Source organism: Desulfovibrio sp. JC010 (genome assembly GCF_010470675.1).
Lineage (GTDB): Bacteria > Desulfobacterota > Desulfovibrionia > Desulfovibrionales > Desulfovibrionaceae > Maridesulfovibrio.
The window spans coordinates 163,279-176,822 of sequence record NZ_VOIQ01000001.1 but is presented as its reverse complement, the minus strand read 5'-3'; the positions used below and the strand labels follow the sequence as shown (position 1 = coordinate 176,822).

General features: G+C 49.7%; 15 protein-coding genes. 6 read left to right on the top strand and 9 right to left on the bottom strand.

The genetic code is table 11. The features are described 5' to 3' along the window. Positions 1-51: 51 nt before the first annotated feature. Positions 52-984, bottom strand: a complete 933-nt coding sequence (locus tag FMR86_RS00875) for a hypothetical protein (protein WP_163349182.1) — start codon at positions 982-984, stop codon at positions 52-54. A gap of 119 nt (positions 985-1,103) precedes the next feature. Between FMR86_RS00875 and FMR86_RS00870 the strand changes: the two genes are divergently transcribed. Both FMR86_RS00870 and FMR86_RS00865 read left to right on the top strand, forming a co-directional pair. Then, positions 1,104-1,958 (top strand): glycosyltransferase family A protein, encoded by an 855-nt coding sequence (locus FMR86_RS00870; protein WP_239057100.1) that lies wholly within the window; start codon positions 1,104-1,106, stop codon positions 1,956-1,958. Positions 1,959-1,975: 17 nt separating this feature from the next. Next, positions 1,976-2,908 carry a multidrug resistance efflux transporter family protein gene (locus FMR86_RS00865; protein ID WP_203544742.1) on the top strand — a complete coding sequence of 311 codons (933 nt, stop codon included), beginning with the start codon at positions 1,976-1,978 and terminating at the stop codon, positions 2,906-2,908. On the opposite strand, the gene FMR86_RS00860 is transcribed toward FMR86_RS00865, so the two are convergent. Beyond that, positions 2,905-3,450, bottom strand: coding sequence for a cysteine hydrolase family protein (locus FMR86_RS00860; protein WP_163349180.1), 546 nt, complete (start codon positions 3,448-3,450; stop codon positions 2,905-2,907). The two genes, FMR86_RS00865 and FMR86_RS00860, sit on opposite strands and share 4 nt — an antisense overlap. Before the next feature lie 113 nt (positions 3,451-3,563). On the opposite strand from FMR86_RS00860, the gene FMR86_RS00855 reads away from it, so the two are divergent. Beyond that, a complete protein-coding gene (locus FMR86_RS00855; RefSeq protein ID WP_163349179.1) occupies positions 3,564-4,541 on the top strand; it encodes a GlxA family transcriptional regulator in 978 nt (325 codons plus the stop codon). Positions 4,542-4,654: 113 nt separating this feature from the next. After that, positions 4,655-5,491 carry a DUF4198 domain-containing protein gene (locus FMR86_RS00850; RefSeq protein WP_163349178.1) on the top strand — a complete coding sequence of 279 codons (837 nt, stop codon included), beginning with the start codon at positions 4,655-4,657 and terminating at the stop codon, positions 5,489-5,491. A 209-nt stretch (positions 5,492-5,700) separates the two neighbouring features. Here FMR86_RS00850 and FMR86_RS00845 read toward each other — a convergent pair whose 3' ends face one another. Both FMR86_RS00845 and FMR86_RS00840 read right to left on the bottom strand, forming a co-directional pair. Next, positions 5,701-6,585: a VacJ family lipoprotein gene (locus tag FMR86_RS00845; protein ID WP_163349177.1), complete on the bottom strand. Its 885-nt coding sequence runs from the start codon at positions 6,583-6,585 to the stop codon at positions 5,701-5,703. Further along, on the bottom strand, positions 6,582-7,877 hold the full coding sequence (locus FMR86_RS00840; protein WP_163349176.1) for an alpha/beta fold hydrolase: 1,296 nt from the start codon (positions 7,875-7,877) through the stop codon (positions 6,582-6,584). Before FMR86_RS00840 ends, FMR86_RS00845 begins: the two co-directional genes overlap by 4 nt. A 79-nt stretch (positions 7,878-7,956) precedes the next feature. On the opposite strand from FMR86_RS00840, the gene FMR86_RS00835 reads away from it, so the two are divergent. Both FMR86_RS00835 and FMR86_RS00830 read left to right on the top strand, forming a co-directional pair. Then, on the top strand, positions 7,957-8,415 hold the full coding sequence (locus FMR86_RS00835) for a MarR family winged helix-turn-helix transcriptional regulator (protein WP_163349175.1): 459 nt from the start codon (positions 7,957-7,959) through the stop codon (positions 8,413-8,415). Between the two features lie 47 nt (positions 8,416-8,462). Next, positions 8,463-9,479, top strand: a complete 1,017-nt coding sequence (locus tag FMR86_RS00830; RefSeq protein ID WP_163349174.1) for a methyltransferase — start codon at positions 8,463-8,465, stop codon at positions 9,477-9,479. A 176-nt stretch (positions 9,480-9,655) separates the two neighbouring features. On the opposite strand, the gene FMR86_RS00825 is transcribed toward FMR86_RS00830, so the two are convergent. The 5 genes from FMR86_RS00825 to kdsB form a co-directional block, all read right to left on the bottom strand. Then, positions 9,656-10,087, bottom strand: a complete 432-nt coding sequence (locus FMR86_RS00825) for a hypothetical protein (RefSeq protein WP_163349173.1) — start codon at positions 10,085-10,087, stop codon at positions 9,656-9,658. Further along, positions 10,080-10,619: an HAD-IIIA family hydrolase gene (locus FMR86_RS00820; RefSeq protein WP_203544741.1), complete on the bottom strand. Its 540-nt coding sequence runs from the start codon at positions 10,617-10,619 to the stop codon at positions 10,080-10,082. The genes FMR86_RS00825 and FMR86_RS00820 overlap by 8 nt, the downstream gene beginning before the upstream one ends. Before the next feature lie 170 nt (positions 10,620-10,789). Continuing rightward, positions 10,790-11,590, bottom strand: coding sequence for a tetratricopeptide repeat protein (locus FMR86_RS00815; protein WP_163349172.1), 801 nt, complete (start codon positions 11,588-11,590; stop codon positions 10,790-10,792). 27 nt (positions 11,591-11,617) lie between these two features. Then, entirely contained in the window at positions 11,618-12,742 is a 1,125-nt protein-coding gene (gene carA / locus FMR86_RS00810; RefSeq protein WP_163349171.1) for a glutamine-hydrolyzing carbamoyl-phosphate synthase small subunit, read from the bottom strand. Next, positions 12,739-13,482, bottom strand: coding sequence for a 3-deoxy-manno-octulosonate cytidylyltransferase (kdsB, locus tag FMR86_RS00805; protein WP_163349170.1), 744 nt, complete (start codon positions 13,480-13,482; stop codon positions 12,739-12,741). Before kdsB ends, carA begins: the two co-directional genes overlap by 4 nt. Between the last annotated feature and the right edge of the window lie 62 nt (positions 13,483-13,544).

Sequence of the window (13,544 nt, the reverse complement as noted above, 5' to 3'; positions counted from 1 at the left end):
ATAAATGTTATGAGCATACTAAGTACTAAAGAGCTTAAGTATGTTCTTATTTTATTTGTTGTTTTCATTGTCTACCTGTTCAAGGTTTTCACAAATAGCCTGAACAGCTCTAAGTTGGCTATTCCCAGTAGAATTCAGCATACTTGATGTAAGAGATTTTTCCATGTCAATGTGTCGAATCTCGGCCTTTGCACCTGTTATTTTTTTATCAAGCTTACCGTCTTTAACCCCTTCAAGGGTTACAGTTCCATCTTTGTATCCTAGCTGTGCCATTGCGAGGCTGGCGTATGGAAGTTCTGTTATTTCTTTTGAAAGGCCCGTAGGACTTTTCATGTCTTGCATATACTCACGGATGTTTCCTTTTTTTAGCTTCTCATACAATGCCTTTGTTGCCATATTCCATTCTGGATTAGGGAGACGTAAGGCAATTTTAAGTCTAGTAATTTTCTCAAATAATGAAAATTCTTTAAAAATTTCATCGGCACTAGGTTTATCTTCAAAGTCTAAATAGGAACAATATCCATTGTTGGTAGATGCTTTATTGGAGATGTTATAGAAGTTTGTTTTCCATGCATCTGAATTTGTGATTTGATGAACATTTTCAATTGCAACCAAATGCCTCCCCATATGCACAATAATATGTGCGATCGCATCAGCTGAAGGTGGGTGAGTTCTAGAAATCCCTTCTTCTGTTGTGTTTCGGGTAACGATCACGCCTTCCTTTTCAGTTAATGATTTTATCAGTTTAAATAGCACAATTTCAGACATTGCAGCTACCCCACTCGGAAAATGTTTGACATCACGAATTGACCAAACATATTTGTTTTTCTTTGCTTTTTGTGGGGAGTCGTAGAGTTCTTGCGCACTTAACCCAAGGATTTTGATTATATCTTCATCTGTCCTAATTCGTTTTGATCCACTATGTTCAAGAAGATCCAAATCAACAATATTTAATCTATTAACTAAGTATGAAAATTTTGGCATTTTATAAGTAGGGGGTTAATATGTTGCTTCTGTTATTTGTGTCTTTATATGAATGTGCTATTCTTAGCAATTAAATATGCTTGATTTGTCTATGCTTGTGCCGGACTGCTTGCGTTGTTATGGCTGTGTGGTGTACTTCTCATCTCATGGCCCTGATTTCCATCATCATACCCAATTACAATTACGGACGATTTGCCGACCGTTTTTACGGCTCTCTTGCAGGTCAGACCATGTCGCTGAAAGACGTGGAAATAATTTTTGTGGATGACGGCAGCAGTGATGATTCCCTTGAACAGGCCCGGAAATGGGCAGCTAAACTTGCGTGCCGAAGTTTTGAAATTCTGACCCCGCCCAGAACCGGCAGGCCCGGCCCGGTTCGTAACACGGGGCTGGCAAAAGCGGCCGGTAAATATCTGCTCAGCCTTGATCCCGATGATGAATTGCTGCCGGAGTTTCTGGAAACACATGTTGATGTTCTGGAATCGAATCCCAAGTTTTCAGTGTCTTATTCAGATTATCTTGAAACCACCCCGGATAAATCATTCAACCGTTTTCTGCCTGATTTTAATCCGGTCCAGCTGCGGACCCAGAATACCGTTGCCCCCTGTGCGCTGTATCGCAGGGAATTATGGGATACCGGGGTCCGTTACCGGGAAAATACGACTTACGAAGATTGGGACTACTGGGTGCAATGTTTGATGGCCGGGGGAAAATTTAAACATATTGCCCAGCCTCTATATATCCACCATATCCATGAATCCAATTTTTCCCATCAGGCGGAAAAAGAGGATGGCGCGGGCAAGGCGTACATTGTTTTGAATAATCCCGGATTTTTTAATCCGGCGGTAGTCCAGTGGGCGCAGGATTATTTCCGCAGGCGCGTACATGCTCCTTCATTCCAGCGCGGCTATATTCCCACTGCCGATGAACTTCTCAAATTGTCTGATGTGATCAGAGCGGCGGGATGTAAATAAAGAGATTGGAGAGTTTGATGAAGATCATCCTGACCGGCGTTCTGGCCGCTTTGTTTTTCAGTTCCACTTTTGTGCTCAACCGGGCCATGAGTTTAGAGGGCGGGCATTGGGTATGGTCGGCCAGTCTGCGCTATTTCTGGATGCTGATTTTTCTTTTTGCCGGGCTGGGGATTTTTCGCCGCAATCTGCTGGCAGGTTCATTCAGGCTTTACCTGAAGCACTTGAAATTCTGGACTCTTGCGGGCGGTGTCGGGTTCGGGGTTTTCTATGCCCTGATCACCTTCAGCGCATCCTATACCCCCGGCTGGGTGGTGGCCGCCACATGGCAGACAACCATTCTGGCCACTCCGCTGGTGCTGCTGGGATTCGGCAAAAAAGTGCCTTTGCGGGCCATATTGCTGACTTTAATCATCTTTGCCGGGGTGCTGCTGGTAAATCTGGAGAGCGTGGAAGACAGTTCGTGGAACGCGGTGCTTCTGGGGGCTGTCCCGGTCTTTGCCGCCGCCTTTGCCTATCCTTTCGGCAATCAGTTGGTCTGGGAAGCCCGTAACGGCGGCAGCGGACGCATCCCCGCTCTGGATGATCCGGCCATGGATGATCCCTTCTGTCGCGTGCTGCTGCTGACCCTCGGTTCCCTGCCGCTGTGGGTCGGGCTGATCCTCTTTACCCAACCTCCGCTTCCGCAGTCCGGTCAAATTCTCAATACCGCGTTGGTGGCTGTGTTTTCAGGCATTGCCGCGACCAGCCTGTTTCTTTACGCCCGGCACAAGGCCCGGAGCGCGGCAGAACTGGCCGCGGCAGATTGCACCCAATCCATGGAAGTGCTTTTTTCTTTGGCCGGAGAGGTGGTCCTTTTGCACGGAGCGTTGCCCGGCATGCTGGGCTGGTCCGGCATTGGGCTGACCATGCTCGGGCTGGTGCTTTACATCCGGGTTCAGAATGTGCGTTAGCCGAGCAGATCTTCCGCGCTGATCATCTGCGCATAAAACATCCCCAGCGAAGCCATAAATCCGGCATGGACTTCTGCGGACCCGGCTTTAACCCCGTCGAACTCAAGGGCTGCACCGCAGCATGCATCATGCACTACTGTGCATTTGTATCCCATATCTGCAGCAGCGCGGGTGGTGGCGTCCACGCACATGTTGCTCATCATGCCGCAGATGACCAGTTCATCCACGTCCAGTTTTTGCAGTTCGCCCTGAAGTGAGGTTTCCCGGAAGCTGTTGGGGAAGTTTTTAAGGATCACGGTTTCAGTTTCAAGCGGCTCTACGCAGTCATGGATTTTAACCCCTGCGGTTTTCGGCAGGAAAAAGAAAGAGCCTTCCCGTACGGAAATGTGTTGGATATGGATTACCGGCTGTCCGGTTTTCCTGAAAAACTCAAGGACCTGTGCGGCCTTTGCCCCGGCCTGCTCGCTGTTCTCAAGGGTGAATTTACCACCGGGGAAATAGTCGTTCTGGATGTCGATGATGATCAATGCTCTCTTGCCCATTTTTATGCTCCTTGTTGAGGTTTTGTGTTTAAGTTGAGCTCATTCTGGCAGAATCAGACTGATTTTTAAGTGGCGATATTGACAATAAGCGTGCTGTAAATGACAATGCGCAGATGAAAAACGTTGCAGTCTTAGCCTATGATGATTGTCTGGTCAGTGCTGTCTCCGGGGTGCTGGAGATTTTTAGCATTGCCAATACCCTCACCTCGGAATCCTCTGCTAAGGATTTGTTTGCCGGGCTGAAGATTGTCAGCCCGGACGGGAAAAATATCAGCGGATATGTGGGGATTCCCTTGCAGGTGTGCGGGAGTATTATGGATATCCGGCCAGACATTCTGGTCATTCCTCCGGTTTTCGGCCCCATAGATGTATTGCTGGAGAATGAGCCGTTCATCGCACGCATTGCGGAACTGGAAGGGCAGGGGACCATTCTTGCTTCAGCCTGTGCCGGATCATTTCTTGTGGCCCGGGCCGGTCTGCTGGACGGTAAGCCGGCCACCACCCATTGGAAGCTGGCCCCGGATTTTTCCGCCCGTTTTGCGGAGGTGGATTTGCAGCCCCGGCGCATGCTCATTGACGGCGGAGGTTATATCTGTGCCGGGGGGGCTATGGCCTGGCAGGATTTGGCTTTGCATATTGTGGCCCGGTTTATGGGGCGTGAAGTGGCTGCTGATTGTGCAAAAATATTGGTCATGGATTCCACCCGTGATGTGCAGACTCCTTATTTCATGTTCGACAATAAGACCGAAGAGAGCAGTTTTACAGATAAAGAGATTGGCCGGGTGCAGGAATGGATGCAGGAAAATTACCATCTTCCGGCATCCACACGGATATTTGCTGAAAAGGCGGGCCTTGGTGAACGCACATTCCTGCGCCGTTTCAAGAAAGCCACGGGCATGACTCCCAATAATTATCTTCAGCAATTACGCATTGAGGCTGCCCGTCATCTGCTGGAAGTAAGTTCCAAAGGCGTGGAAGAAATTACAGCCCGTGTAGGCTACGACAACCCCTCGTCGTTTCGGCGTTTATTTAAGAGCATGACCGGGCTGAGTCCTCGCGAATACCGCACTCGTTTCAGCAGAATGGAGTAAGTTGAAGTTTTATTGCCAAAATATAAATAAATCGGAATTGCTTGAAAATGAAAACGAATTTCGTTACCTCTCGTAACCCTCAACTAATTGTAACGACATAAAAGGATCACCAGATGCTTAAAAAAATGTTCTCTCTCTTTATGGCTTTGGCCGTATTCTTGCCTGCGGTGGCGTCGGCCCACTCCCTGTATATTCAGGCCGGGCGTTATCATGTTTCCGAAGGTAAGAATTCCCCGCTCTTTTTCTGCTACGGGCATCATATTCCGGTGGATGATGCTGTACGTATGAAGAAGCTCAACCACGTGACTGTCATCAAACCCGATTCCAACAGCTACGATGTGAAACTCCGCGATGAGAAATCGCTGCATTCCTATGTAATCAATTATGATATGCCCGGAACATATGTTCTTACCGCAGCCACCAATCCCGGTCATTTCACTACCTGGATGGACAAGAAAGACCGCAAGCGTCATTCCATCAAACCCATGAGCAGCGTTGCGGACCGGGCTTCAAAGATTGTATCCAGCCTGCGCAGCAGCCAGTGGACCAAGACTTACGTGGTCTGCGAAAATCCTTCTGCCGTTTTCCCGGCAATAGTAGGTATGCCCATGGAGCTGGTTCCGGCCAGGGATGTATCCATGCTCAAGAAAGGAGATGTGCTTGAAATGCAGGTCTACATGGACGGCAAACCATACAAGGGGGACGGCTACTGGGACGCCACCTACATGGGGTTCTCCACTCAGGCCGAAGATATGTATATCCAACGCGAGAAAATTTATGATGGAAAGATCAAGCTGCCCATCGACGTAAGCGGACGCTGGTTCGTGCGTTTCTTTACCAAGAAGAAGCCCATCAAGGACAGCCCTGATTTTCTGCAGGAAAAGAAGACCGCTACACTGGTTTTTGAAGTTCCCAATGAGCGCAAAAGGCCCAAGATTGATAGTCATTAAAGATATGCCTCCGGCGGCCCTGCCGGGGGCCTCAAACCCTTTTCCAAAAGGGTTTAAGATTCCCAAAACGTTTTAGTTGTTTGATTTTATCGTGAGCAACAATTTTTCGTTCTAATCGGCGAAGCCCTACTAAAAGTTTTAGGAGAGTCCAGAGAACCCTTTTTCAAAAGGGTTCTTTGGTCCCCGAAGGGCCGCCGGAGGCCTTTAAATTAATTCTTCTCAGGCTCCCGGTTTTTACGGGGCGTATCAAATTTCTTTTTCATGTACGGCTTGCCCGGCGGGGTGGTTCCCAGTTCTTCGCGTTGCATATCAAGCTCGCGCTTTTTGCTGTAAAGAAAGCGGACCATATCGTACTCAAAGGGCGATCCGGTCTGGTAGTAGCGAAAGGGCACATTGGCGCGCAGGTTCAAGCCGCGAACGGTGGATTCACCGATTCCGATGGCCGTGCGTCCGTCCGTGACTCCGGCAAGGTCGTAAACCCAGTTCATTTCGTACCAGAGCAGGGCGAAATCTCCCAGAGAGCCGCCTGTATCACGCACGCTGGACGGTCCCATCAAGGGCAGGACCACGTATGGTCCGGGCGGTACTCCCCAGACTCCGAGTGTGTCGGCGAAACCTGTTTCCATGCTTTTTAAATCCCACATGGAAGCAACATCGAATATGCCCAGCAGCCCGATGGAGGAGTTGATCACAAAGCGGGTAAAGGCCCGCGCTGTTTTGTCTCCGCTGAACTGGAGGATGCCGTTGGTAAAGGATTTTACCTCATTGAGGTTGTTGACCGCGTTGGTCACGCTCTTGCGTACGGGAGAGGGCAGCACCGTGGTGTAAACATCCACCGCCGGAAGGTAAATGGAGCGGTCAAAGCGGGCGTTGAAAGAATAGATGTGGCGGTTCATGGAATCCCACGGATCGTAGACATCAAGGAAATCAAGGTTTGCTTCTTTGCTCTTGGTCATCCCCTTAAGCGGAGCGCGGGAGACCGGAGCTATAAAACCTTGCGGTTTCAAAGTAAGCGAGGGGTCTTCCCTGCTGATGGTGGCGCAGCCTTGAAGCAGCAGGAGGAGCAGCATGAAGCTGAAAAGTCTACGCATCATTTGATCAGCTCCTGCGCTTTACGGGCATATGGCCCGAACATTATGTTCCCGCAATGCCCGCCACGGGGAAAGAAAGTGGCCCGGTAACCGAATGTTTTTTTCAGGAACTCCAAGTCCGCGTTATCCAGAATGATGTCATCTTCATTGCCGAGCACGAATATTTTTTCTGATGTGTTCAGGTATTCCCTGATGCTGTCCAGGTCACAGTTTTTTACCAGCTCGCCTTTGGTGGTGCCCGGTTTGAGAAATTGCAGGTAGGGCAGCAGGTATTCATCCATGTAATCTTCAAAGGTAATGGCCGCAGCAGTGCGGTGGTAGGGCATAAGATTATCGCCTACACCGAGATGCCTGTTTACCGGGACGACGTAACCGGCATTGAGACAGACATCGGAACTGAAAATCATGCTTGATGAAGACATCCTGAACGCGGCGGCAATGATGGCCTTCATGTCCATGTTGGAAAAATTGGTGTGCTGCGAGAGGGCGTAAAGGAAGTTGTCATCAAGGTCCACAACATTGGAATGAACGTAGATTTCGGAGAAAGCCTCGATCAGTTCGTCGATGACCTGCCGGGGAGTTTTGTTGCCGAGATTCTCCGGGCTGAGCCATGAATCAAAGCGCAATGCGGAAGTGTACAGGCTGACCGGGGGATTGAGCATGAGCACCCGCCGGAAATGGAAATCCTTGCGTTCCTCATCCATCTTGGCGAGGAAGGCCGAATGCATACCCCCCAGACTGTATCCGGTGATACTGTAATTTCTGATCGAGTGATCTTCTTCAAGGTCGGCCTTGATCCATTTCATGGCCCGGTACAGGTCCTCCACATCATGGGGGACATAGCCGGGAGCACCGTATTTGGAAAAACTGACCACGAAATTCATATGCGTGGGCGAGGAAAGAGCCACCACATGGAATCCGGCTTCATAAAAAAGCTGGGTCAGGAAGCGCATTTTAGCGGAATCATGCTCCGATCCGGTCCCGGCAATAATGAACAGCAGGGGAGCTTCTTCATCCTGCATTGCCGTGGAGTAATAAAATTTTTCATCATACCAGAAAATGTTCGGAATCCTGCGTTCTTCAATGAGTATTTCGCATTCATCAGGGCTGGTCGGTTCTTTTAATTTATACATCAATTCCGGCGGGGTGCCGAAAATGGTAGCTTTGTAGGGATCGGCAATGGGAAACTGCGTTACTTCGGCATGTGCCGAAGTGTTCATGCAGGCCATGAACAGCAGCAGCACATAAAACAAAAATAAGGTTTTTTTCCCCGGCCCGTTAAATACTTTTTCCATAGAGTATATGTAGCAATAGTCATATTGTTTGTAAATTCATGGTTGACAGAAAACTGTTTAGCAGCTAAACACTGAAATTGTGAGAACCATAGAAGAAATAATTCCCCATATGCGTGAATGCGGGCGTGTGCTGGTCAAGTACAACATGATCGAGCGTAAAGCTTTTGATTTCGGTATCGGTATCAAGCTTTACCCTTCGGAAATACATACCCTTTCAGCTGTGGATCGGTTGGGAGGATGCGGAGTTACCGAACTGGCCCGCGAGTCCGGGGTTACCAAGGGTGCCACTTCACAGCTGGTCAGCAAGCTGGTCAGGAAAGGGCTGATGGTTAAAGAACCGGACCCGGAAAACGGATCAAAGGTGGTATTACAGTTGACCGAGCTGGGCAAAAAAGCCAGCGACAACCATTACAAGTTTCATCTGGATCATGACCGTGAATTCATAGCCTACCTGCAAGCTATGGATGATAAGGAGCTGCAAGTGTTCGACGATATCTGTAGCAAGATGAATGAATGGATGGATAACTATCTAAAATAATTTTTTTACCGATAGTGTTTAGTTGCTAAACACTTCTGGAGGATTTTATGAACTATCCCATACCTGAACAGGATTTTTCACCGGTACACGGCCTGATTATTCGCGGCGTGACTTCACAGGCCATAATTGAGGCCGTAAAATTCAAGCTTTTTGACGCTCTTGAGATGAAGCCTGCAACAGCGAAAGAGCTGGCTGAATATTTTGAATTTGATGAACTCAAGCTCAGAGCCATGCTGGATCTGTTGCAGGCCTGCGATCTGGTGCAGAGTGCGGATGGCCTGTTTTCCAATACTCATCTTTCAACTGAATATCTGGTCAGCAGTTCGCCGCTTTATCAGGGGTTGGCTATGGGGCTGACCATGGATTTCTGCGCTGCGGTGAACCGGGATATGGGGGATCTGCTTAAAGGTAAGGCCAATAAGCGGGACGAAAGTGACAGCAATTGGGGGGCGGCTGAAGCCATGGAAGGAACAGCGCAGGAATCATTAAGCAGCGGACTGCATGAAACAATATATGCCATCAGCAATCTGCCGGGTTTTGAGGATTTCCGGCTCATGGGAGATTTGGGCGGCAATCACGGTAATTACACCATGTCGCTTCTGGCCCGTAACCCTAAGATGGACGGCATGATTCTGGATCTGCCTCATGTTGTCCCTCTGGCAGAGGAGCGTTGCCGCGAAAAAGGTTACGGGGGGCGGATCAGCGCAGTGGGGCTTGATATGCGTGAAGACGAGCTTCCGCAAAAGGATTTTGACCTTATCTTTGCCTCGCACGTGCTTTATGCCTGCCAGGGAAATATGAAACCGCTGCTGGAAAAGATCGCGCGTTCCATCCGGTCCGGAGGCTGGTTCTGCGCCAACCATTACGCCAAGACCGGAAGTCCTATGTCTACCCAGACCATTGCCTCGCTGGAAGTTATCACCACTTTCGCGGGGTACTTCTCTCACTTTATTGAACCGGATGTACTGGAAAGTGAGTTACGCGATTGCGGGTTCGGAAATTTCCGCCGCACGTGGAGTGATTCCAGCAAAGGCATCATGCTGGTATCGGCTCAGAAACTTTAGTCGAACCAATTAAAGCCTCCGGCGGCCTTGCCGGGGGCTTGATTTTGATGCGCTATCGCGCTTTTTGATAATTTGATTTTGCCTCCGGCGGCCAAAGAACCTTTTTGAAAAAAGGTTCTCTGGACTCTCCCAAAACTTTTAATAAGGCTTCGCCAAGGTGTGACCGGAAGCGAGATTTAATCATCCATGTCTACCAGCATTCTCGGCTCCGGCAGATATTCCACGATCCATTTGGTCCATTGTTCGGGGGTGACCAGTTCCATGATTTTCTGGGCTACTTCGTGTCCTTCGAACGGTTCCTTGTAATCGTCCAGTACCACCGCGCCTTTGAAGGTCGGGCAGAAGTCACCCTTGTTGTATGTTTCAATACTGAAATCGAACATATCGATGAGGAATCCGTCCAGATTGCCCTTGGCTACCCAGTCGAAAATAATCTCATAGCCCGGTTTGCCATGGCGGGAGAATCCATAAACCTCGGCAACTTTTTCAATGCCCCTGTCCTCGTCTCCCATATGGAAATTTTCAGCAGTAACTTCCACATGCGGTTCAAGGGATATCATTTCAAGCGCAAGGTCCTGAAATTGTTTCAGGGTAAGAATTTTATTCATTTGCAGTTCCTTTGATAAACTCCGCAGCATCCAGCAGATCATCGGCAATGTAGTCCGCCTTGCCGATGCATTTCGGTTCTTCCTTCTGTCCCTTGCCTGTGCGGACCAGAATGGATTTAGCCTTGCGGGCCATGCCCAGTTCCACATCACAGAGTTTATCTCCGATAACATAGCATTCTTCGGGATTCAGGCCGAATTCGGCAATGGCCTGATCAAACATGCCCGTCGCGGGTTTGCGGCAGTCGCATTCCTGATCCGGTGCGTGGGGACAGAAATAGACTTCCTTGAATTCGATCCCGTACCCGGCCAGAAGCTCTGCCATACGCGCGTTCACCGCATGCATATCCGCTTCCGAATAATACCCGCGACCGATCCCGGACTGGTTGGTGGTTACCAGAAGTCCGTATCCGGCGTCCTGCATGATCTTCAGCCCCTGTGCGGTGTTCGGGAAAAGTTCCACACCTTCAGGGTCACTTAAATAATGCTTATCAACGATGATTGTTCCGTCACGGTCCAGCAAAATATACTTCATGTGTATTTCCATCAAAAAAAGGAGGACTGAAAACAGTCCTCCTTTTGAATTTATTTAAAATGACGCCCAGCCGCGCTAGTCGCGAAGCGTAATAAAAGGTTTTGGGAGAGTCCAGAGAACCCTTTTGCAAAAGGGTTCTTTGGCCCCCGGAGGGCCGCCGGAGGCATCTTTTAACTCAGTTTCTTCTTGGCAAACTTGAGCATCTTCTCTGCTTCGGCAAAGTTGGGATTGATTTTGAGTGCCATTTTAGCGGCTTTGCCCATTTTTTCCCAGTTTTTCCAGTCGTAATAAAGGCGACCGGTGTTGAAGTAGAGATATTCGTCTTTATTATTAATCTTCAAAGCCCTGAGGTAGTATTTTTCAGCTGCTTCAAAGTCTTTCATTTTGCGCAGTACAATTCCGATACGGTTATAGAGAAAAATCGCATTGGGATCGTTTTTGAGTGCCTCTTCAAGGTATCCAAGAGCCTCGTTATACAGTCCGGCTTTAATGAATTTATCTGCTATGTCAGCACGAAGTTCGGTATCGTCCTTGAATTCCCTGATCAGGGCATCAAAGAGTTTTTGCGCTTCGTCGGTTTTGCCCTCTTCAATAAGAGCCTGACCTTTTTCCAGTTGCTCCCTTTTGCGCTTCTCCATGGCGGCCAGCATCAACTGGGCACCGTCACTGACCTTTTTCTGCAATTCCTGCAGAAGCTCGCGCAGTGTTTCCAGAAGCTCTTTTTCTCCGCCGGGGGCGTAGTTGATGATGAGCGGATAATCTTCCCGAAGCTTTTTATCGCTGTTGAGGATGTGTACAGTGCTGTCGATCAGCTCCTGAAATTCCTCTCGTTCAGCTTTCATCAGGCCGCCTTTGAGCATAATTACAACTGCATCATAGGTTGCCTGAACCGCAGGCATGGCCTTCTGCTGCTTGAGCAGGGAAGATACGGTTGCCAGTTTTTTTCTGGCAGTGGTCAGTTCACCGGACATATTTGTCTCCGACGTGTTTAGCGCTGTTTATTTACCGGTTGCTTCTTTTACCAGATTACGGAATCTGGCGAAGAAGTAGCAGCTGTCGTGCGGGCCGGGAGCTGCTTCCGGGTGAAACTGGATGGCGATGATCGGCTTGGTTTTGTGAGCAAAGCCTTCCAGAGTTTCGTCGTTAAGGTTCTTGTGGGTGATTTTAAGATCGGAACAGTCGGAAATGTCAACGCAAAAGCCGTGGTTTTGCGAAGAAATTTCGATTTTTTTACTTTCCATGTCCATAACAGGGTGGTTGCAGCCGTGATGGCCGAACTTCAGCTTGAAGGCTTTACCTCCGAGAGCCTGCCCCAGAATCTGGTGACCGAGGCAGATTCCCGCTACGGGGAAGTCTTCACAATAGGACTTTGCGTTGGTCACAGCCTGATCGAGAACTGCCGGGTCGCCGGGACCGTTGGAAAGGAAAATTGCGTCAGGTTCAAGTGCCCGGACCTGTTCTTCGCTGTAGTGAGAGGGCACGGAAAGGACTTCGAAACCCTGCTCATCCAGCAGACGCAGGATGTTCCATTTCACACCGTAATCAATAAGCACAAGACGGGGTTTTTTGTTGCTCCAGTTGTAGCCGGTAAGAACTTCAACCGGAACAGGCTTGCCGTTTTCCCATACGTAGCAGCTTTCGGAAGTTACGGTGTCGGCAAGGTTCTGGCCTTCCATGGTGGGCAGCTGCCTGGCTTTTTCTGCCAGTTTGGCAGGATCGAGTTCTTCGGTGGAAATAATGCCGCGCATGGCACCGTTCAGGCGCAGATGGCGGGTCAGGGCGCGGGTGTCGATGCCCTCAATGCCCATGACTCCTGCTTCCTTGAGGTAGTCGGGCAGGGACATTACAGAACGCCAGTTGGAAGGATGCTTGCAGCATTCTTTAACGATAAAGGCGGCAACGTGGACTTTTGCGGATTCGATGTCTTCTTTGGTGATGCCGTAGTTGCCGATAAGCGGATAGGTCATGCAGACCATCTGTCCGGTGTAGGAGGGGTCGGTAAGGACTTCCTGATATCCGGTCATGCCGGTATTGAAGATGGCTTCGCCGCCGGATTCGCCGGGGCCGGTAAAGGAGGTTCCTTCGAAATAGGTGCCGTCTTCAAGTGCCAGTATGGCTTTCATATTTTCTCCCTCTCAAGAATCTTAATGGCTGTATCCAGGTCTTCGGGACGGTCCACCCCGTGGCAGGAGTGCTCGGTGATGGTGACATGGATGGGTATTCCGTTTTCCAGCAGTCGGAGCTGTTCCAGCCGCTCTCTTTTTTCCAGAGGCGAAGCGTCCGTGCCGGCAAAGGTTTCAAGGGTTTCCATGCGGAAACCGTAAAGGCCGATATGTAGAAGGTAATCCCCGTCACCCTGATGGGAAAATGGAATGGGTGAGCGGGAAAAGTATAACGCCCGGCCATCTTTTGCAAGTGCTACTTTTACCCGGTCCGGACTTTGGGCTTCCTGTGCACTGATTGAAGCGGCCAGTGTGGTCACCCGGACCCCGTCTTTGGCAAAGGGCGAGACCAGTTCGCTGATCATTGCCGGCTCAAGGCAGGGTTCATCGCCCTGAATATTGACCACTACGGAATCAGAGGGCAAATCAAGCTTGCGGGCCGCCTCCAGCACCCGGTCTGTTCCGGTGCTGTGGTCGGATCTGGTCATTACTGCCGGGACACCGTGTTTCTGCGCCGCTTCCATGATGACTTCGCTGTCCGTAGCCAGCACAACCTTGTCCATCTCCGGGCATTTTGAAGCGCGGTTCCAGACATGCCAGAACATGGGCTTGCCGCAGATATCTGCCAGGGGTTTGCCCGGAAAGCGGCTAGAGTCATATCTAGCGGGAATTATTCCATAACAACCGTAAGTTATACTCATTTACTAAAAAGACCTATTTGCTGCGCTACGCGCTTTTATTAACTGATTTCGCCTCCGGCGGC